Source organism: Pseudoalteromonas luteoviolacea NCIMB 1942 (assembly GCF_001625595.1).
Lineage (GTDB): Bacteria > Pseudomonadota > Gammaproteobacteria > Enterobacterales > Alteromonadaceae > Pseudoalteromonas > Pseudoalteromonas luteoviolacea_A.
This window is the reverse complement of the sequence record NZ_AUXT01000101.1, coordinates 25698-46709: the sequence shown is the minus strand read 5'-3', so window position 1 is coordinate 46709 and position 21012 is coordinate 25698. Positions and strand designations below refer to the sequence as shown.

The following is a 21012-nucleotide window of genomic DNA, read 5'->3' as shown; positions in this document are numbered from 1 at the left end:
TTGTTAACTGACTGGCATTAACCTCCTCGGTGGCTTTTTTAATAGGACAAATCAGCTAGGCTTCTTTCACGTCAATCGGCCTTGCTGCTTTTACATAAGGAACCTTAATCCTTACCTCAAGGCCTTTTTCAGGTTTTGACCAAGCAGATATTTCGCCTTTTAGCAGTTGAGTTACTAAATTATAAACAATGTGCATACCCAACCCACATCCACCCTGACTGCGTTTTGTGGTCACAAATGGGTCGAATAAAGTGGTTAAGCTGCTACCACTCATACCAATTCCATTATCCTTGTACATCAGCGACCAAGACCCCTCCAATAGCTGCAAATTAACTTGAACACAGCCCTCGTCTTGATGCTCAAACCCATGGATCATTGAGTTATTATACAGGTTGGTCAATATTTGATAGATGGCTCCTGGGTATGTATTTACGTCGATTCGTTCGTCTCCATCAATTTTTAACACAACGTTTTTACCTTTTGCGAGAGGCGCAAGTGAGCTAAAAACATCCTCTACGTATTCTTTTACATTTATATCGCGCTGGACTTCGCTTGAGTGGTCAACAGCTACTTGCTTAAAGTTGCTAATAAGTTCTCTCGCCCTGTCCAAATTGCGATTCATCAGTTGGTACCCTTCCCTTTGCTCTATTATTGACTGTTCAAGCTCCGATTGCTTAAGGGTTTGATTTTCTAATTTCGTCGAAATTTGTTTGAGGCTTTCTTCGTTGTATGAAATAGCGGTGATTGAAATGCCTAAAGGTGTATTGATTTCATGGGCAATACCCGCAACAACATTGCCCAATGAGGCCATTTTTTCACTTTCGATCAACTCTTGCTGCGTCCGTTTAAGCTCAATCATAGCTTGCTCAAGCTTTTGGTTTTTGCGATACAATTCATCCGTACGCACTGCCACTTTTATCTCGAGTTCTTCGTTTAAAGACTGCAAGGCATTTTGATGGGCTTTTAATTCAGCAATGTCCTTTAGTGCACCAGCGACCCGCATTACTTTACCATGACTATCACGACTTACAACTTTTCCCCGCTCAAGTACCCAAGTCCAATCACCGTCGACAGTTTTTACTCGAATCGCGGTTTCATAGGTATCCTCATCTCCCTCTAAGCAAGCTTCTAGCTTTTCTTCCCACGTAACACAGTCTTTGGGGTGAATAAAATGAACAGCATCGCTCACTGCCATCCAAGACCGGCAGTCACCATAGTCAATTCGAGGTTTAACGCTATAGCGGTAGATTTTTCCAGTTTCAATATGCCAATCCCATAATTCATCTTGACTTGCCCAGAGCGACAGCTCTAACCGCTCCTGCAATTCGTTCATGGTTTGGTTATCACTGACAACTTGCTGGAAACGTTTCTGCCTTTGCCTTATCCATAAATAAAAAGCCAAAGTTAACGTTAGAATATACACAGCTTTTGTGTAATTATCCCACCACCAAGGCGCTTGTATTTCTATATCAAACAAATGTGTTGGCGAGACTTGATTGAATCGATTTATGGTATAGGTTTGAACTTGGTATTTGCCTGGATTGAGTTTTAGCAGGTTAATTTGTCTGACACCATCAGCTAACTTCAGCCACTTTTCACTCAGCCCAATAATACGGTAGTAAAAGCGCAGCCCTTCAGAGCCATAATCCAAACTTGAATAGTGAAGCGATAAAATGTCTTGATTATGATTGAGGTGAATACGTGTCGTTAACTCCGGTGCGAGTTTCAACTCATCATCAGTAGACGGGTGCAATTCATTTCCCAACAACTCAATGCTCGACACCAACAACGGCCTACTGGTTGGCGCAATCCTAATTTGTTTTGGATAAAACTGGTTAAACCCTTTAGACCCCCCAATAAACACTCTACCGTCAGGGGACAACCAACTAGCATTATAATTAAACTCGTTCCCCTGTACGCCATCCACAGGTAGAAAGTTGTCGATGTTAAAATCATGAATATTAACTCTCGATAACCCCCCACTGGTGCCAAGCCATACATGGTCCTGCTCGTCATATATTAATGCCCAAACAGCACCATTTTTCAGTCCGTCTGATTTTTTTATAACTTTCATAACTGTAAAATTGCTATTTACAATGGACACACCTGATTCACTACCAGCCCAAATACGACCATAGCTGTCCTCTTTGAGCATAAACACGATATCAGACACAAGCGAATCAGCAATCGTTAACTGCTCCAATACGCCTTCTTCGTACTTGAACAACCCATCTCCAATGCTGCCAAAAATAAGTCCGTCACCAAAAGGTAAAATAGATGACACGTGGTTCGGTGCATTGTCTAATTTTATAAATGATTCGAGTTGCTGTGATGCCTCATTGAAATACAAAAGCCCCATAGTCCGAGAACTGACCAAGATTTTGCCCTTGTATGATATGATGTCATTGAAGCTTAGCTCCGGTCCTTTACCTACATCAGTTGACAATTTCAACAACTCACCACTTCCAAAGTCCAATCTGAATATACCAAGCCCTCTTGTAGCCAGCCACATATAATGATTTTCAATATGTAGCTTGGTAATGAACGCATTCGAAAGCAGTGAGAGCTGCTTATATTCCCGGAAGGCGGCTTTAAACCCTGAACCGTCAAAAAAGTATAAGCCTGATGATGTTGCGAGCCAAAGCCTGTCCTGCCTATCAAGCGCAAAGTTACGAATATCAGGCTCTTGCATAGGGCTATCTGGGAAGTTGTATTCACTCACATGACCAAAGTTTTCACTCAATCGACTGATAAAGTGAAGGCCTCCGGTTTCAGTACCAAACCAAAGGTCACTATTACTGTCTTTCAATACAGACATAATGCTGTTGTCCTGCAGCCCTAACCCCTGCCCTTTGTGCTTAAACCAATGCTTCTTGAGGTTTCCTTTGAGGTCATATAGATAAACACCATAGTTAGTGCCTAAAAATAAACTGCCAGATGAAATGTGAATATAGTTGAGTTCTAGGCCTATGCGTTCACTCACTTTGCTGCGCCAGAGGATGCGCTCATAGAGGGTGTCATAACTAACTAGTTCGTTACTTTTAGACAGTAAGAATACTCTTTCACCATTTAGGCGCATATGTTTGTAATCACCGTTTAAGAGTTGACTTCCTTGTCCGGACTGCGTATTAAATGCCATCAAGCCCTCTTCTGATAGGTAATAAATAAGATTTTTATTCGTGACAATATGGCTGATAAATCGCCCACTGAGCTCAAGGGAACTCGGTTCAAGGGTCACTTTATCAATCAAATAAAACTTATTATTTTCTGTAGACACCGCAATGTGGTTACCACTACAGCTCAGGGTTTTTACTCGATCAGAAGATATAACATCATAGTGCTCTTTAAGAAAGCTTTGAAATCGGCCAGTTACAGTGTGGTAGGCGCTTAACCCTGTACTGGTACCGATCCATACGGTTTCCCCGCTGTGGCAAAGGCCCGTTATAAATGCCCCTGCAAGCTCATTTGGATCTTGTTGTTTGCTAGTGAACTGTTTGAATTCATGGCCATCAAAGCGGTTTAGCCCCGCTTGAGTTCCAATCCAGATGTAACCGAGTTGATCTTCAGCAAGTGCCATGATCGTGACCTGACTTAATCCAGACTCATAGTCAAATCTACGCATTACTTGTGAAGTATCAGTAAAAAGAGGGCCTGCGATAGAAACACTAGACCATCCTGTCAGCAAGAAAGCCAACAACACCAGCCTACATACAGCTCCATTAGCAAACGATTTTATCATTACCAGTAAGTGCAACTTAAACAGCATAAAATGCCACTTAGTATCGAAACTTACCAATAACTATAGCAAAAGCTACGTTTGGCGTTGTAAAGCGGTGAGTTTTAATTCAAATCGAAGTTGCTGATTTCTCCTGTGCCATGAAGCAACGCGTATCGCTTTAGTTTACCTTCTTCCAATTCAACTAAGCTAATCGCAGAGTCAGACACTAGGTATCGTCCCTTTCCATAGTCAGATCTATGTTTGGATACCGCCAATTGCCAGCGTTTTGTAAATAAGTTAAACGGGCTCCACGTCGCGAATAACCAAGTATCAAGTTTCTCTAATATGTTCAACAAACCTTTAGGAAATTCATTTTTAATACCTGATGCTGTCAATTGCCATATTCGATTGTGATGGCGGCCAAAGCGTGCTTGGACAGAGAAACAAAAAGAATAATGCACATCTCCTGACAGTATAATGGTCTCTTTAGGCGTGTCCTCACGTTTAAAGATATCTATGAGCTTTTTTGCCGCGCCTTCATGTGCCATCCAATTCTCAACATCGACAACCAGAGGTTGTCCACAACTATTGAATATCGCTTGAATCGTCTCAATTACTTTTACGCCAAAAACTGGGGCGGGACTTACAAGCAACACACTCTCATGATTGATAAGGACATCTTGCAGTTCCATTAAACTTTCCCAGTCCATCAGGCCGCTGGGCTCATTAAAGTCTTGCTCACTGCGCCAACGATGCGTCCGGGTATCCAGCACAACCACCTTTGGATAAGTGTCCAAACAATAGTGCCATTGACCAAAACGGTTAATCGTTTTATCGAATCTAACGAAGCACCACTCATCACCTTTCAATGACTGCCTGAATTCGCTAAGTAGCGTGCCGGACTGGGTCAACGCATCATTTCCAAGCCCTTGAAACAACCAGTAAGCTATCAGGCCATTGTTCACGATTCGCTTACTCTCATTCGAGTTAGCTATATTTTGCTCCCACTTTGGTGTAAGGTTCCAGTCATCAGTGATGTCATGATCATCGAACATCATCAGAGTTGAGATATTAGCCATCAACCTTTCGACACTAGGCAAGGTATCAACAAAATCGCGAAGCGCACGTTCTTCAGCCTCAAATTGTAACGCGTGTGGTTTACTCAATTTCGCCTTATTGAATTCAAATGGGTTTACAAGAGTCCAAGCTATAGAGCTGAAATTTAAAACATAAAATGCGATAAACTCTTCAAAGCTTATTAAGTGATTACCTGCCTTGACACTTGAAAAGTGCGGCTCATCTTTTCTAGTCCAGTATCCCAGCGACAATTTACTGCGCTTTTCCCATGATTCTTTTGGCAGAAACTCATCTCTTTTATAGAGCTGTGCTTCTAAGGTATCAGGTAGTGGCAAATCTAATGACTGCTCTTTGTAGATACCAAGTATAGAGATCAATTGATTTATTGCTTTTAACATTGGTCCCGCCACATCATCCGCATAAACTTGGTCGCCGGACATTAATAACAAGCTTGCCCTTTGTTCGCTCGCAATAGCGCCTTGACGCAAGTATTCATCAGCGGCTACCAAGCTATCTTTACTGGGGTGATGAGGGTTTCTACATGAGCCGTGTAATACACCTGACAGCTTTTTAGGAACAATCAAAGTGGGTGTAGTACCATAACTCAAATGGTCATGTTTTTGAGTAGAGCCATCTAATGACACATGATATGGCAAAGCCTTGTCGAGAGGAAAATCGCCTTGTTTTGGAGTTAAACTCAAAAAAATTAAGTACAAACGCTCACCAAGACCAATCGTAGTCTGCTTGCTATCCGTGCTTATACCATCAATAGAGGCCGTCAGTTGAAAAGGTTTGGTTACGATAAATTGCAAACAAATACTATTGGGCTCTGCTCTGCGGACCATAGGCCCGCTTAATATTTTTGGTAGATTAACCTGAGGTAATGCCATTGGTTCTGTTTGCTAGGCTAAATAGCTGATAAAAGTTGTTTGTTGTCGCTTGCGCAAGCTCTTTATAAGACAAGCCTTTAAGATCTGCTATAAAATACGCGACATCTTGAACATATGCAGGCTGATTGGTTTTACCCCTGTGAGGCACTGGCGCAAGGTAAGGAGAATCCGTTTCGATTAGTAATCTGTCCAAAGGCAGCTTTTTTACCACCTCTTGAAGGTCTACTGCATTTTTAAATGTAACTATGCCAGAAATGGAAATATAAAAGCCCATATCTATGGCTTTTTTCGCCATCTCCCAATTTTCGGTAAAGCAATGCAAAACGCCACCACATTTCTCAGCGTTATGTGCTCTCATAATATCAAGCGTGTCTTTTCTCGCATCTCGAGTATGGATGATTAAAGGCTTATCGAGCTCATTTGCCACATCTATGTGCCCAGCAAAACTGTCTTGCTGTACTTTATGAGTGTCCTTGGAGTAGTAATAGTCAAGTCCTGTCTCACCGATGGCCACCACACGCTCATGTTGTCCAAGCTCACGCAATTTTGCTCTATCTAGCGCATCCTCTTGATTTAATGGGTGAACACCGCACGACGCCGATACATCGTGAAACCCTTCGATTGCTTTAAGCATATCAGGAAATTGTTCAAGCGTGACACTTACACATAAAAAGTGCTCCACTTGCTTATCACGAGCAGCTTGCAATATTTCTGGCAACTCGCTTTTTAGCTTAGCAAAATCTAAACGGTCTAAATGGCAGTGTGAATCTACAATCATTACTACTTCTTACATTGTATAGGTTGGTTTATCGTGGTTTAGCGCTGTGCCTAAAAGCTTAGCGATTTTATCATTTAATAATTCGAACTCGGGGTCAAAACTAACGCCAATTCCTGGAGGGTTTGAGTTCTGAGCACCTTGAGGTGTTATCCATACCACCTTGCCAGTAACTTCCTCCTCCTCTAATGCATCAGGCAACATTACTCGCAGTGAAACGGCGACTCCCATATCAAAACGTGTATTTGTTTTAATGAAAATACCACCATTTTTCAAAAACGGCATATAACTTCGGTACAGTTCATCTTGATCTTCAATATCAACTAATAGTTCTTGCACTATATTTAATCCTGTTTCATTGCACTCTGAAGCCCAAAAACTAAGTTTGATAGGCTTAAATTCCTGTTCAACCCCAATACACTGCGGTGGTCAGACAAAAACTTTTCGATACTTGCAGCACAGTGCTGGTACTCTACATAGTTTAGTTGACCATTCATCACCTGTTGTTTAGTGACATTCATTAGAAAGCGACTAAAAACATTCAAAAGACTTGGATCTTTGCTTAACTCACTATCAAGTTCGGCGATATCTGAGATCCTAACAATATCATGCGCTACTTTCCATAGACTATCTACGCTATCCAAAATTCCAAGTGTCAACCAGCGTTGTAATAGCAGAGGTTGGTCACAAAAAGTCTCTAGCCATGGGTACAATGACGTATTAATACCTTGCTGTCCTAACCACATTTGGATTTGATGATTATCATCAATATTTACTTGTACTTTATTACAGCGGCTTAAAATAGTTGCCTTAATTTGAGATAAGTCATCGCATGTCATTAAAATATAGCGTTTCAGCGCAGGTTCTTCGAGCGTCTTAAGCAGCGCATTGGTCGCAGATTCAGTCATTTTTTCAATTTGCTCAATAACGACTACTTTGTTGCCACCCTGCTGAGCAGAATGAAATATAAACTCATTCAACGCTCGGACTTCATCAACACCAATACTACTTTGCTCAGCAGATAGTACGAATAAGTCAGGATGATTCTGAGCACTAAATAAGTTGCAACTCTTACAACTGCCACACTGCGTTAGTGTATCTTGCGTATTCACACATAAAAGTGCATTGGCCAAGTTTGTTGCCAATGCACCTTTTCCAACGCCTTCTAACCCATGAAATAGCTGAGCATGGTGAAAACGCTGCTGGGCAAAACTCACTTGTAATTGGTTTTGAAAGACCTGTAACCAAGGATACATAATGTTAAACGGCCCTATCTAAAAAACGGTAATTCATACTTTTTTAAGTAAGTTATCTACGCTCGCGATACAGCGCTTTAATACTTCTTCTTTGGAGAAGCTTGCATCAATCACTGCAAATATATCTGGCTCTGTAGCAGCTTGCGCCAAATACCCATCTCTAGCTCGGCTGAGAAAATCAATCTTTTCTATTTCTAATCGATCCATCCCTTCACCGCGCTGCTGGACTCTTTCTAAACCTACTTTAGGGTCTAAATCTAGGATGATATTCAAATCAGGCTTAAAACCGCCTAATGCCAGATCGTTAATAGTTTTAATGGTTTCTAAGTCAATTCCTCTCGCATAGTGTTGAAAACTAAACGTAGCTGCATCAAACCTATCTGAAATCACAACTTTACCAGCCGCCAAAGCAGGTTTGATTTTTTCTATAACATGCTGCGCTCGTGCGGCGCCAAAAAGCATTAACTCGGTGATATCAGACATCTGAGGCGTTGAAGGATCTAAAATCACGTCTCTGATTTTTTCACCTATTTCTGTACCGCCTGGCTCACGTGTTAGAACAACTTCGTACCCCTTTGATAACAAGTGGGCTTCAATGCCCTTAATTACTGTGGTTTTACCTGCACCATTGCTACCATCACAAACCAACATGAACCCTTTGCTCATTTTACATCCAAGCCTTCTTCTAATGCATGATATGCCTGTATCTTAACGCCTTTTATGTAATTTATCAGTACTGCAAGACGCTTTTGGATATTAATCGTTCAATTAACCAATTATATCGACGTTATCACTATGCATGTTGACCAGAAAGCCACCGACTGTGGCACTGAATGCTTTTTTACTCTATTCGCAATATCTTATGACAACGCAATCAGTTTGATTTAAGTCCTTATTTTGACTATTTGTCATTGAATTGTGTACGGATAGACCTTAGTATTGTTCAAAACAATAATACGAAATATTTAGTTTTGAGTACTTTTAGTCGATTTTTCTTGCTTGAAGAAGAACAAAGACCCACGGTTAAAGTCCCAGCCTGGCGACTAAGTGCGCTAAGAATTATCTTGGCCACTGGGTTAATATTATGCTTTGGCATTTTTCTTAACAGTTTACCTGCAGCCATCGACTATGATTTAAACTATGTGATTGCATTGACCGCAGGTTATACAGTTAGCTTAGGTGGTTTACTTTTCCTCAGTAAACGCGCATTTTTTCTTACCGCGCATTTGCTGTTACTGAGCATTGTTCTGGCTGGTCTTTTTATTAACCTGTATATACCTAACGTAGAGCTTTCTCACCTTGGCTCAATATTTATGTATATCACACCTATCATTGCGCTCATATTGATTGGTAAAAAAACAGCTACACTTTACGCCGTCGTTAATATCCTGCCTTTTTTAGTAATTATAAACAATATCGACATTTCCCTCATTCCAAAAGGGCAACGGATATTAGTTGACGCTCCACTGCATATTCAACTACTGCTGTTTTTCTTTTTGAATTGTTGTATTCCTTTGGCAGTGTGGAGAACCAGCCTCGCAGCAAACCGCCTGAACCAACATATGCTCGAAAACAATACTTTGCTGAGATCGCAAAAACAGATATATCAGCGGTTTTTCCAAAAGTCTTACAACGCCATCATTCTTGTCGACCCCAGTTTAAGTATTGTTGAAGCAAACGATCAAGCTAAAAGGTTACTGGGGATTCAAACGGCCTCCTTACCACTCAACTTAAGCCGCATCACCGACGATGACATAACCTACCTCAAATCAGATAGCGACCTATTAATGGATGTTGCTAAGACCTTTTCAGTGAATGAACGATGCATTGAGGTAGCAGCACAAGAGCAGCATTCAGACAGGATTAAAGCTTGGTATTTAGAAGATGTGTCAGATCAGCAGCAGATGCAACACGATTTACTCGCATTAGATGTCGCCCATCAACAGGCTAAGTACTTCGACAAAACCACTAATTTGCCAAACAAAACATGGCTACTAGAACAGTTACAAGTGCATATAGACAGAGGTACTCCGTTCGCCCTACTTATCGCTGATAATCTCAATAAACACGTCCTAGACTATATGATTGATGGCGAGCAACACCGCACGCTCTATGCACGAATTAATCAGCTTGTTGAACATGAGGCTGATCTACTGGATCAAATTGCTTATATCGGTGCTGGCCGTATAGCTATACTCGTTGAGACTCAAAGTTCACTGAGTGAGATGGCCAACAGGTGGCATAAAAATTTAGATTTTTGGCTTAAACTCGGCCAACACCAATTCCACTCTAAGTATGCGATTGGCATAGCCACCTACCCTGAGCACGGATATGTAGCAGAAAGACTTCTGAAGAATGCACTACAAGCTTGTGAACTAAGAGCGCCAGAACAAATGGTCACTATATTTGATCAACTAACTCGCAGACAAACACTAGCACGACATGAAATGGCATTGCTTTTAGAGAAGTCCATAGAGCTAGGTGAGCTTAAACTTTACTTGCAAAGTAAGCATGATGCGAACAAGAACATCATTGGCTACGAATCGTTGGCAAGATGGCGCAGCAACCTTTTAGGTTGGGTTCCACCGTCACAGTTTATTCCTATTGCTGAGGAATTTGGACTAGTGAGAAACGTTACTCGCAGTATGCTCACTATGGTTTGCGAGTTTTTAACAAGGAACATGTACATTGATGTTCCTATTGCTATCAATATTAGTTCACGAGATATAGCAGACCCTGAGTTTGTTAATGATATTCAGAGAATTACTCGGTCATATGGTATTTCTCCCGAGTCAATCGAGCTTGAACTAACGGAATATAGCTTTGCTGATGATCACAATCAGACAATGGAAAAGTTAGAGGCCCTTGGATTTATTTTAAGTATTGATGACTTTGGAACTGGATATTCTAACATCGCTCGCGTGTTAGAGTGTCCAATAAAAAGGCTCAAGTTAGACAGAAGCCTGCTAACAGATATAACTGATGCAAAGAAGCAACAAGCATTATTACTTGGTTTAATTACAATTTGCGACAATATGCAAATAGCATTACTGGCAGAAGGTGTCGAAACGTATAGTGACTTCACTATGCTGAATGAGTTAGGGATTAAAGAGTTTCAGGGCTATTGGTTCAGCAAGCCATGTCCTGCTGAGGAATTGCTTAATATACTCAAAAAACCAGAAGTTGGCACAGCCTCATTGTCATAATTTGGTCACACAATTCGTGTTTAATAACACTGTCCAAATTAATTAGTTTGGCATTTGAATTACCCCTGATTAATTGGCGCCTTATTTAGGCGCATTTTTTCGCATAAAAAACCCAGCATGAAGCTGGGTGTTATAGTCCAAATGCGTTTTCAGCAATTAACCTAGTAGTTCACCAAGTTTTTGGCTCACGCTTTCAACTGCTTGAGTACCGTCTAATTTATGGTACTGCGTATTACCTTCTTGTGCTTCTTTTTGATAGTAATCTACAAGAGGTCTTGTTTGGTCGTGGTAAATACTTAGGCGCTTACGAACTGTTTCTTCAGTGTCATCTGCACGAATAATTAAGTCTTCACCCGTCTCGTCATCTTTACCTTCAACTTTCGGCGGGTTGTAAACAACGTGGTATACGCGTCCTGAACCAGAATGTACACGACGTCCACCCATACGCTCAACAATGATTTCGTCAGCAACATCAAACTCGATTACATGATCGATATTGATAGTGTTCTCTTTCATCGCGTCTGCTTGAGGAATAGTACGTGGGAAGCCATCTAAAAGGAAACCTTTCTCACAATCAGGCTTTGCAATGCGCTCTTTTACTAAACCAATGATAATTTCATCAGAAACTAACTGGCCTGCATCCATTACTTTCTTTGCCTCTAGACCTAGCGGCGTACCTTCACTGATCGCTGCACGTAGCATGTCACCAGTTGAGATTTGTGGGATACCAAATTTTTCCATTAGAAATTGAGCTTGAGTGCCTTTACCAGCACCAGGCGCGCCTAAAAGGATAATGCGCATATTATGTTCCTCGATTCGGAGTTTACTGTATTTTATTTGTTTGGAATTTTTTCATATTGTGCATGGATTCTCAAGTGACTTATACCAATTGATGATAGGTTTTCGAACAGTTTGTACCTTTTCAATCGCGGCCGCAAAGTCTTTGCTCAAGAATCAAGCTGTATGGTCTAGCCCAAAAATGCTTTCGCTAAAAATCCGTGTGTTACAGCTATGTAAAAACAAATCCCCGCTAACGCAGCAATGCAGATCAATTAAGAAAATGATCAGTTGACCTATCCAAAAGATCATGAAAAATCCGTAATTAGTTTCCTGATTACGGATTTTTTTATGGCAAACACTTATTTGTTTAACAGGGGACTTAACTGTACTCTTTAAAAAAAACGCCCTAGGCCAAGTAGACCTAGGGTCGTTAAGATGAATAAAAGCCGTTACCCTGTTAATCGCAAAGCTGCTCCTCTAAAGTGAGCGGCATTGCGCCAACGCGGTGCTTTTACACAAAATTTATTCAATTATAAGAATGCACCCAGTGCTTTAACTTGATCTAACATTCTGTTTGAGAAGCCCCACTCGTTGTCATACCAGGCCATCACCTTAACCAGTTTACCTTCAACTTTTGTCTGAGTTGCATCAAACACAGAAGACGCAGGGTTATGGTTAAAATCAATAGAAACCAACGGTAGCGTGTTGTATTCCAATACGCCTGCCATCGCACCTTCTGCTGCAGCTTTTACAATTTCGTTCACTTCTTCAGCAGTAGTGTCACGCTTAGCAACAAAGGTTAAATCAACAAGAGAAACGTTTACGGTAGGAACGCGTACGGCCATACCATCAAGTTTACCAGCAAGCTCAGGTAGCACTAGACCAACAGCTTTCGCTGCACCTGTTTTAGTTGGGATCATTGACTGAGTAGCGCTACGAGCACGATACAAGTCTTTGTGATAAACATCACATAGGTTTTGGTCGTTAGTAAACGCGTGAATAGTCGTCATGCTACCCTGCTCGATACCAACCACGTCATTTAGCGCTTTAGCAACTGGTGCTAGACAGTTAGTTGTACATGAAGCGTTGGAAATGATGTTGCTATCTGCATTCAACACTTCACTATTCACACCGTGAACCACTGTCGCATCTAAATCGGTGCCTGGTGCTGAAACGATTACTTTCTTAGCACCAGCTTCAATGTGCTTAGCCGCCGCGTCGCGTGAAGTAAAAATACCTGTACACTCAAGTACGATATCTACGTTTAGTGCTTTCCAAGGAAGGTTTGCAGGATCACGCTCTTGCGTTAATGTAATCTCATCGTTGCCAATGACTAGTGTTTTGCCAGCCAAAGTTAGCTTTTCATTAAAGCGACCATGAACTGAATCAAATTGCGTTAAATGTGCATTAGTTTCAGCTGGTGCCAAGTCGTTAATTGCAACAATTTTAATTTGTTCATTTTGACCTGATTCGTAAAGTGCGCGTAATACGTTGCGACCGATGCGGCCATAGCCATTAATTGCGATGTTAATCATGATTACATTCCCCTAATTATTTAACTTCACTTGCTTGTTTCGCAAGCGCTTCGATGGCTTGCCAATCTTTTTTTGCAATTAGCGCTTTATCCAGCATCCAAGTACCGCCAACGCAAATTACATTTTTCAGCGCCAAATACTTAGGCGCACTTTCTAGTGAGATCCCACCAGTTGGACAGAATGTCACTTGTGGAAGAGGTCCACCAATAGACTTCAACATTGGCGTACCACCCGCAGCTTCAGCTGGGAAAAACTTCAAAAACTTAAACCCATGAGCCGCTAGTTCCATCGCTTCACTGGGTGTCGATGCACCTGGTAGAAACGGAATATCTGTATTTTTAGCAAGTTCTAAAAGCTCTGAGCTCACACCTGGACTTACCATAAAATCAGCACCGGCGTTTACCGAAGCTTCAAAAGACGCTTTATCTACTACGGTGCCAGTACCAACATAAGCTTCCGGCAGTGCTTCTTTTATTTGTTTTACTGCTTCAGCTGCTATAGGCGTTCTAAGTGTCACTTCAAGTGCACGAAGTCCGCCGTTGTACAGAGCTTTTGCAAGTGGAATTGCATCTTCAAGCTCTTCGATAACAATGACAGGTACCACTGGTGCTGCCGATAAAATTTCCTGTATTCTCATAATTACCCCATTCCCAATGATGTTAATCGTCGATACCAAAGGCGCTTGCGCCCATATCCGCACTGCTTACCATGTTTCTAAAACCAGTAAATAACTCACGGCCTGTGCCAAATGTAAACCCTGGCTGTGTCAGCTCAAGCTCGCGCTTAGATAGCTCTTCGTCAGAAACGTGAAGAACCAAGTCTCCGTTCGGCGCATCTAGCGTAACTAAGTCACCTTCACGTATTTTGGCAATGACTCCGCCCTCAACAGCTTCAGGCGCAAGGTGAATCGCAGCAGGAACTTTACCTGATGCACCAGACATACGACCGTCTGTTACAATCGCTACCTTGTAGCCGTGGTCTTGCAGTGTCGCCATAACAGGCGTCAACTTATGTAGCTCAGGCATACCTTTAGCTTTGGGCCCTTGCTCTTTGATTACTGCTATAAAATCTTGATTTAATTCGCCATTTGAGAAAGCATCCTGAAGTGCAGCTTGCGAACTAAAAACTTTTGCAGGCGCAGACACAAATTGATGCTTTTCATCAACGGCCGATACTTTAATTACAGCTTTACCTAAATTACCGGTTAATAGCTGTAATCCACCCTGCTTGCTGAACGGATTCGAAACAGGTCTCAAAACCTCTTCATCTAAAGAGTTTTCAGGGCAAGGTATCCATTTCACTTTGCTCGGACCTTCACTGTTTGTCATGATCACATTTGTATTAACATCCAGCACAGGTTCCATTGTGTAATCGTCTAGCCCTTCTCCAACAATGGTTTTGACATCGTTATGTAGGAACCCTGCATCACGTAACTCACGCATCAAGAAACCCATACCACCAGCAGCTTGGAAGTGGTTTACATCTGCCGAACCATTTGGGTAGATGCGCGTTAATAATGGAACAACTTCAGATAACTCAGCCATGTCTTTCCAAGTAATTTGGACGCCAGCGGCCTTTGCCATCGCGACTAAATGAATCGCATGGTTTGTTGAACCACCCGTTGCTAGTAAGCCAACTAAGCCGTTAATAACAGTTTTTTCACTGACGACTTCACCAATTGGGTTCGCAGACTTAGTGTTAATAAGTTGCTCAAGCATCATTTTAACGGCACTTGCCGTTAGTCCGTCTCGTAGCTCAGTATACGGGTTGATGAATGAGCTACCCGGAAGATGTAGCCCCATAATTTCCATCAACATTTGATTTGAATTCGCTGTACCGTAAAAAGTACATGTACCTGCACTATGGTATGACGCGCTCTCAGCTTCTAAAAGCTCTTCGCGACTAACTAAGCCTTGTGCAAAGCTTTGTCGAACGCGCGCTTTTTCTTTGTTAGGGATACCAGACTCCATTGGGCCAGCTGGTAAGAAGAAAATTGGTAAATGACCAAAAGACAGTGAGCCAATCAGTAACCCTGGTACTATTTTGTCGCACACGCCCAAGCAAAACACACCGTCAAATACATCATGAGACAATGCAACAGCGGTCGACATAGCGATAACATCACGAGAAAATAAAGACAGCTCCATACCATCACGCCCCTGTGTAACCCCGTCACACATTGCCGGAACGCCGCCTGCGACTTGAGCTGTCGCATCGTACTTAGTAGCTATCTTTTTAATTAAATCTGGATATTCGATATACGGAACATGGGCAGAGAGCATGTCATTATACGAGTTAATGATTGCAAGGTTTGGTTGGTCATCCGCCTTTAACCTTGCCTTGTCACTGCTTGAACACGCAGCCATTACGTGTGCTAAGTTACCACAACCTAACCCTGCTCTAACGCGCGTTTGTTTTTTTGCTTCTTGAATACGCTTTAGGTAGGCACTTCGAGTCTGTTGGCTGCGTTTCACAACTCTTTCAGTAACTTCTTGAATTCGAGGATGCAACATAATCTGCCTCTCTGCATGTTTAGAGGAAAAAGGCTCAGCACACCTATATGTACTGAGCTGCTTTGATTTACCCGTTCAAAGGTACGCTATCAGGTTGTCTCTCACCTCAACCTGACACCGGTGTCACTATATTAACTCACATCACTGACACCGGTGTCAATAGTTGAATATGAAAATTAAATTAAATAACGCGCATATCTAAATTATGGACAAAAAAAGCCCAATCGCTAGGATTGGGCTTTGGGCAAGTAAATGTAAAAATAACGTAATTAGCGCGCTGCGGTGGACTCACGTGTAATAAGTTTAGCTTCTAGTACTTTTTGATAAACTTCTGTTGATGGATCAGATATTTGCATTATCAATTGCTCTACAGCCTGTCGTGTCATTTCTTCCACAGGTTGCGCAATTGTTGTCAATCCCGGCCATATATGTCGCGCAATTGGTGCATTATCAAATCCGGCAATGGAAATATCTTCCGGCACTTTCAGCTGCCTTTGCGTTGCAAGCTTTAACACCGCCGCAGCCATGTAGTCATTAGACGCGAAAACGGCCGTTGGCATCGGATCCAAATCTAGGATCTCTTTTGCGCTGTCAGCTCCAGAATGGTAACTGAAGTTACCTTCTGCGACTAAATGAGATTTAAAATCGATACCATGTTTTAAAAGTGCATTTCGATAGCCGCTGAAGCGCTTTTCTGTCGCACTGTGATCTGGATGTCCTTTAATAAACGCAATATCTTTGTGCCCCAGTAAAATCAAATGTTCAGTTAGCTCGAACGCACCTTGCTCATCATTACTCCTGACAGAGATAGAAGAATCATCTTGAATAGCCGAAGCAACCCGTGCGTATGGAATATCTTGCGTTTTCAAATAATCAATCAATTCTTGAGAGTCTGAAAACGGAGGGGTTAATACCAGCCCATCTAATCTAGAGGTCGTCAGCAACTGGCCGACATTCTCAATTAGTTCAGTCCCTCTTAGCTCACAAGGGTGGATCAGCAAATTATAATTGAACTTATGACATGCCTCCAATGCGCCGCTTTGCACCCGCGTGATGTAACTTTTACTTGGATTGTCATACAGGCAACCAATAATAAAGCTCTTATTACGCGCAAGTCCCCTCGCAATTGGATTAGGTTTGTAATCTAGCTCTTTGAATACTTTGAGCACCTTTTCACGCGTTGCGGGACTAACATTAGGTTCATTATTCAGCACGCGGGAAACTGTCTTTTTAGAGACTCCCGCATACTCTGCAACACTGTTTATGGTAACTTTCTTCATATTTATTCCAATTTACGAAAACTGGTCTCGGTCATGTAAACACGCCGCAGCACCAATCAGAGGAATATTGTCCTGCACGACCAACGTTACTGGAATTTGCCCAGCGTACTGAGACATTATCCCCTTTTCCGTAAACCGTTCAACAAATCGACTAGAAATAAGTCGCTCAGTCATGCGAGGCAAGATCCCTCCGCCAATAAATACGCCACCTAACGCCCCAAAGGTTAACGCGATATCTCCTGCAACACTGCCTATCCAGTCACAAAACTGATTAAGTGTTGCGTCGCATACATCACATTCATTCGCTCTTGCGCTGATTTGTGCTGCATTTAAATCTTCGGCAGGCACCCCTTTAACCTGTGCCATTGCCTTATAAAGTCTCGCAAGACCAGGTCCTGAGAACACCGTTTCAACTGAAACATGCTGTGTACTCTCTTTTAGTACTTGCAATAGCTGTCTATCCAGCTCGGTTACCGCAGCAAGGCTAATGTGCCCTGCTTCGCAACTCATTACCGCACTGCCATGATTGTCTTTGACATGGCATGCCGCTCCAAAACCTGTTCCAGGACCCAACACTGCAATATTGGCTTTTGGGTCTGCTTGACCGGTTTTGATTTGAATATTGTCATCTTTACTTAGATGAGGCGCTGCATAAGCAAATGCCGCAAAATCATTGATCACTGCAAGCTCATTGAAATCGAACTGGATTTTGATATCTTGCGTATTAAAATTCCAGCCTAAATTGGTCAAATAAACTTGCTGACCTTTTATCGGTCCTGCAACAGCAAAGCATGCTCTGGAAGGCCTTTTTATTGTTAAAGTTGCAAGAAATGCAGCAAGGGCAGATTCAAAGGATTGAAATTCCGCACTAGGAAAAGTGAATTGATGGTCTATAGCGAACTGGTTTGTGTCTAAATTAAATTCTGTCACGACAGCAAATCGCGCATTAGTCCCACCAATATCAGCAACGATGATTGGTTCAAACGCACGGTCATGACCATTTAAACTTTTAAGTGTTGTCTGGCTCATGTTGTTTTTTCTCTGTTGTAGTGGTATTCCAACCACCTTTCAGGGTCACCCCTGCTAATTATCCAAAATTAATACTCAGCCGAAACTTTGCACGCAGGCTGAAAAAATGCTGCCCTGTAACAGGGCAGCCAAATATGTTTTGACAACAAAATGATAAAACAGTGACATTATGACACCGGTGTCAAATATCATCAATAAAAATTTGCACCTTTTATGAAATTGGTTGCAAAAAAAATAGAATCACAGACAATATCCAAGACGTCATTAAAACTACATAGAAAATGAAAACAAAAGGAAAAGCAACGTCTTTTGACATCGCACACTACGCAGGTGTTTCTCAATCGACTGTTTCAAGAGCACTACGAAACAGTCCACTTGTGAATGATGAAACACGCAAGAAAGTGTGGGAAATTGCCAATAAACTAAATTATAAAGTCGACAAGAACGCCAGTAATTTACGCACTCAACAAAGCGCAACTCTGGCAATTTTGCTATTTGAAGACCCTACTGGTGATGAATCCCAAATTAATCCTTTCTTTTTAAATATGTTGGGTAGTATCACTCGAGCTTGTGCGAAAGAAGGCTACGACCTTTTGGTTTCATTCCAATCAATCAGTCAAGATTGGCGTGCTGAGTATGAAGACAGTCACAGGGCCGATGGAATTATTTTGCTTGGCTACGGCGACTACATGGACTACCAATCTAGGCTGCAAAACCTACTTGCTCAAAATACAAAGTTCGTCTGTTGGGGAGCAACAGTCGAAGGACGACCAGACTTAACAGTGAGCTGTGATAATTATGGCGGAGGACAACTTGCCGCCCAAAATTTCATTTCGGCTAATCGGACCAACTGTGTGTTTATTGGCGACGCTTCCGAGCATAGCCCCGAATTCCTTACTCGTTTTATAGGGTTCAAAGACACATTAGAACAGCACGATATTGCTCTTGGCGAGCGATGCGTTGCCAATGCAATATCAACTGAAGAGTCCGGTTACCACGCAACGCACTCCCTACTCGCCAATAACGTTTCGTTTGATGCGTTATTTGCAGCAAGCGATCTAATTGCGATTGGCGCAATAAAAGCGTTAAAGGAGGCTGGGCTGAGCGTACCTGAAGACGTCAATGTCATTGGATTTGATAACATTGCGGCGGCAAACTATATCACCCCTTCACTTACAACTGTTCAACAAAATACCACTCTCGCAGGTCAAATGCTTGTGCAAAACTTATTGGCCTTAATAAAGGGTGAGCAAATCACCGATACCTTGCTGCCCCCCAAATTAATCCGCCGTCAGTCAACTTCTTAACGGCTTGAGGTTGGTAAGGTCACTTTACATTCTGAGAATAATTGCTCCCAACGCGTACGATGGTCTTTCACCCAGCGTTGGGCAACTTGTTTTGGGCTAAGGCGCTCTCTATTTACCTGAGCAGATAGTTGCTCTATCTCCTCATTCGTTAAATCGAAGCTTGAAATACTTTTCGCTAAGCACGGAAAAAGCTTGACAAAGCGACGACTCGAGACTTTTTTAAGCCAGCCTGATTTTGGGTTTCCGCAATCGTACTCTAATCTAGAGTTAGCACCCCAAGTAGGGTCAGTCTCACATTCTAGGGCATGCTCAGGAAACTCAACAAACTCACCGGGGTACACAGCGCCTACCCAATTGGGCGTCCAATTAAAAATAAGTACTGGCCGCCTTTGTTCTACGGCACGCTTAAGTCGTACCCATAGTGCGCTGTCATCATCTACTTGTTCTACAATAAAATTGAGTTCGAGTGCTTTGATTCTTGCTCGTTCAGGCTTTTCCCACGGTCCTGCAATATATACTCCCCTACCTCTCGAACTAGGACTAGCAAACACGCCATAGCACTGCTTTAACGCTTTCCAATCAGGTAAACCTGGACACAAGCTTTTCACATATAGCGGGTACCACCAGTCCTCTCTGGTTACGACGGAGTAATTTCCTAAATCTATGATTTCGCCGGCTTTATGCAATTGTGCATATTTATCTTCCATCGTGCCTTCCCACACTTCAAGCTGCAAGTCAACGCGATTGGTTTTAAGTAGATACCATTGAACATCAACGGTTATATTTATTAGTTCAACTTCGTACCCCAGCCGAATAAATATTTGACTCGCAATATTCGCAAGAATTCGTTGACTCGACCAGTCATTTACCACCACCCTGATAGGTTCCGATAAGGCCGAAAAGTGACTTCCGACCAACATGGTAAACGCAATAAGTCGCTTCTTCATATTTGTCTTAATATCAATGATGGAATCATTAAATTATAGATACTAAAAATAAACCTGTTGCTCTTGCGGTCTGTTTCTCGAAGCTAGGGCTGTAAAAATGACTTTTCCCAGACCCCGTCGTTTAATATAAATAATTCACGCAAATGCAGCCTATCCTCTTTGAATGTTAAAAATTCAATGCGATGAGCTGCAACACTGTAGCCTCCCCAGTTTATAGGCCTTATTGAGGGGTTAATCGAATTTACCCTTTTAATTGCAGCAACTTTATTGATTAAATCATTTGGGTTCGTCAATGGCTGGCTTTGCTCACACACATGCGTCGTGATCTGAGCACCAGTTGTACGAGTTTTCCAATACTTGTCAGCATCTTCATCTGGTAATGGAGCAGCAAGACCTGTTACTCGGACTTGATAGCCTATATGGTCCCACCAGGCTGTTAATGCGACTTTATTGCAAGCACTGATTTCTTTTCCTTTTGCCGAATCTAAATATGTACAGAACACTATGCCATCGTTTGACACTGATTTTAAATCAACAAATCTTGTAGCAGGAAACCCCCCGTCATCAATAGTCGACACGCAAACTGCACTCTTTTGCTTTAAAGGCGAGTCCTTTAAAGCACACTCCCACCACTGTAAAAACTGCTTTACTGGGTGCTCCATACACCTAACTCCTTGTATTTATAATTTACTATTTACT

16 protein-coding genes are annotated in these 21012 nt (G+C 42.1%); 2 read left to right on the top strand and 14 right to left on the bottom strand.

Translation table 11 applies throughout. The features are described 5' to 3' along the window. Positions 1–55: 55 nt before the first annotated feature. The 6 genes from N482_RS05625 to tmk all read right to left on the bottom strand — a co-directional run bounded on the left by N482_RS05625 (position 56) and on the right by tmk (position 8382). Positions 56–3766, bottom strand: coding sequence for a two-component regulator propeller domain-containing protein (locus N482_RS05625; RefSeq protein ID WP_231100800.1), 3711 nt, complete (start codon positions 3764–3766; stop codon positions 56–58). A 74-nt stretch (positions 3767–3840) separates the two neighbouring features. After that, positions 3841–5685: a hypothetical protein gene (locus N482_RS05620; RefSeq protein ID WP_063376130.1), complete on the bottom strand. Its 1845-nt coding sequence runs from the start codon at positions 5683–5685 to the stop codon at positions 3841–3843. Then, complete coding sequence (locus N482_RS05615; protein ID WP_063376129.1) at positions 5666–6463, bottom strand: TatD family hydrolase; 798 nt, start codon at positions 6461–6463, stop codon at positions 5666–5668. The genes N482_RS05620 and N482_RS05615 overlap by 20 nt, the downstream gene beginning before the upstream one ends. A 9-nt stretch (positions 6464–6472) precedes the next feature. Beyond that, positions 6473–6799, bottom strand: coding sequence for a PilZ domain-containing protein (locus N482_RS05610; protein WP_063371835.1), 327 nt, complete (start codon positions 6797–6799; stop codon positions 6473–6475). 5 nt (positions 6800–6804) lie between these two features. Then, positions 6805–7716, bottom strand: a complete 912-nt coding sequence (gene holB, locus N482_RS05605; RefSeq protein WP_063376128.1) for a DNA polymerase III subunit delta' — start codon at positions 7714–7716, stop codon at positions 6805–6807. 33 nt (positions 7717–7749) lie between these two features. Continuing rightward, the gene (tmk, locus tag N482_RS05600; RefSeq protein WP_063376127.1) at positions 7750–8382 is read right to left on the bottom strand and encodes a dTMP kinase; all 633 of its coding nucleotides are present in this window, start codon (positions 8380–8382) and stop codon (positions 7750–7752) included. A 305-nt stretch (positions 8383–8687) separates the two neighbouring features. On the opposite strand from tmk, the gene N482_RS05595 reads away from it, so the two are divergent. Next, a complete protein-coding gene (locus N482_RS05595) occupies positions 8688–10922 on the top strand; it encodes a GGDEF domain-containing phosphodiesterase (protein WP_155730507.1) in 2235 nt (744 codons plus the stop codon). Between the two features lie 156 nt (positions 10923–11078). Here N482_RS05595 and adk read toward each other — a convergent pair whose 3' ends face one another. From adk to glk, 6 genes are all read right to left on the bottom strand, one after another. After that, the gene (gene adk, locus N482_RS05590; RefSeq protein ID WP_063376125.1) at positions 11079–11723 is read right to left on the bottom strand and encodes an adenylate kinase; all 645 of its coding nucleotides are present in this window, start codon (positions 11721–11723) and stop codon (positions 11079–11081) included. Positions 11724–12232: 509 nt separating this feature from the next. After that, on the bottom strand, positions 12233–13237 hold the full coding sequence (gene gap, locus N482_RS05585; protein ID WP_063376124.1) for a type I glyceraldehyde-3-phosphate dehydrogenase: 1005 nt from the start codon (positions 13235–13237) through the stop codon (positions 12233–12235). 16 nt (positions 13238–13253) lie between these two features. Next, a complete protein-coding gene (locus tag N482_RS05580; RefSeq protein ID WP_063376123.1) occupies positions 13254–13874 on the bottom strand; it encodes a bifunctional 4-hydroxy-2-oxoglutarate aldolase/2-dehydro-3-deoxy-phosphogluconate aldolase in 621 nt (206 codons plus the stop codon). Positions 13875–13896: 22 nt separating this feature from the next. Beyond that, on the bottom strand, positions 13897–15750 hold the full coding sequence (gene edd, locus N482_RS05575) for a phosphogluconate dehydratase (RefSeq protein ID WP_063376122.1): 1854 nt from the start codon (positions 15748–15750) through the stop codon (positions 13897–13899). A 269-nt stretch (positions 15751–16019) separates the two neighbouring features. Next, positions 16020–17030 (bottom strand): LacI family DNA-binding transcriptional regulator, encoded by a 1011-nt coding sequence (locus N482_RS05570; RefSeq protein WP_063376121.1) that lies wholly within the window; start codon positions 17028–17030, stop codon positions 16020–16022. 12 nt (positions 17031–17042) lie between these two features. Further along, positions 17043–18059, bottom strand: coding sequence for a glucokinase (gene glk, locus N482_RS05565; protein WP_063376120.1), 1017 nt, complete (start codon positions 18057–18059; stop codon positions 17043–17045). A gap of 281 nt (positions 18060–18340) precedes the next feature. Here glk and N482_RS05560 point away from each other — a divergent pair, with 281 nt between their 5' ends. Continuing rightward, the gene (locus N482_RS05560; protein WP_063376119.1) at positions 18341–19366 is read left to right on the top strand and encodes a LacI family DNA-binding transcriptional regulator; all 1026 of its coding nucleotides are present in this window, start codon (positions 18341–18343) and stop codon (positions 19364–19366) included. Here the strand turns inward: N482_RS05560 and N482_RS05555 are convergent. Together N482_RS05555 and N482_RS05550 are read right to left on the bottom strand one after the other, a co-directional pair. Then, complete coding sequence (locus N482_RS05555; protein ID WP_063376118.1) at positions 19363–20313, bottom strand: ABC transporter substrate-binding protein; 951 nt, start codon at positions 20311–20313, stop codon at positions 19363–19365. The two genes, N482_RS05560 and N482_RS05555, sit on opposite strands and share 4 nt — an antisense overlap. A gap of 83 nt (positions 20314–20396) precedes the next feature. Further along, a complete protein-coding gene (locus N482_RS05550; protein ID WP_063376117.1) occupies positions 20397–20975 on the bottom strand; it encodes a pyridoxine/pyridoxamine 5'-phosphate oxidase in 579 nt (192 codons plus the stop codon). Between the last annotated feature and the right edge of the window lie 37 nt (positions 20976–21012).

What these genes read in the sequence shown, in the direction of transcription:
- N482_RS05625 (WP_231100800.1), bottom strand. Translation starts at nt 3,766, where the DNA reads ATGCTGTTTAAGTTGCACTTACTGGTAATGATAAAATCGTTTGCTAAT.
- N482_RS05620 (WP_063376130.1), bottom strand. Translation starts at nt 5,685, where the DNA reads ATGGCATTACCTCAGGTTAATCTACCAAAAATATTAAGCGGGCCTATG.
- N482_RS05615 (WP_063376129.1), bottom strand. Translation starts at nt 6,463, where the DNA reads ATGATTGTAGATTCACACTGCCATTTAGACCGTTTAGATTTTGCTAAG.
- holB (WP_063376128.1), bottom strand. Translation starts at nt 7,716, where the DNA reads ATGTATCCTTGGTTACAGGTCTTTCAAAACCAATTACAAGTGAGTTTT.
- tmk (WP_063376127.1), bottom strand. Translation starts at nt 8,382, where the DNA reads ATGAGCAAAGGGTTCATGTTGGTTTGTGATGGTAGCAATGGTGCAGGT.
- adk (WP_063376125.1), bottom strand. Translation starts at nt 11,723, where the DNA reads ATGCGCATTATCCTTTTAGGCGCGCCTGGTGCTGGTAAAGGCACTCAA.
- gap (WP_063376124.1), bottom strand. Translation starts at nt 13,237, where the DNA reads ATGATTAACATCGCAATTAATGGCTATGGCCGCATCGGTCGCAACGTA.
- N482_RS05580 (WP_063376123.1), bottom strand. Translation starts at nt 13,874, where the DNA reads ATGAGAATACAGGAAATTTTATCGGCAGCACCAGTGGTACCTGTCATT.
- edd (WP_063376122.1), bottom strand. Translation starts at nt 15,750, where the DNA reads ATGTTGCATCCTCGAATTCAAGAAGTTACTGAAAGAGTTGTGAAACGC.
- N482_RS05570 (WP_063376121.1), bottom strand. Translation starts at nt 17,030, where the DNA reads ATGAAGAAAGTTACCATAAACAGTGTTGCAGAGTATGCGGGAGTCTCT.
- glk (WP_063376120.1), bottom strand. Translation starts at nt 18,059, where the DNA reads ATGAGCCAGACAACACTTAAAAGTTTAAATGGTCATGACCGTGCGTTT.
- N482_RS05560 (WP_063376119.1), top strand. Translation starts at nt 18,341, where the DNA reads ATGAAAACAAAAGGAAAAGCAACGTCTTTTGACATCGCACACTACGCA.
- N482_RS05555 (WP_063376118.1), bottom strand. Translation starts at nt 20,313, where the DNA reads ATGAAGAAGCGACTTATTGCGTTTACCATGTTGGTCGGAAGTCACTTT.
- N482_RS05550 (WP_063376117.1), bottom strand. Translation starts at nt 20,975, where the DNA reads ATGGAGCACCCAGTAAAGCAGTTTTTACAGTGGTGGGAGTGTGCTTTA.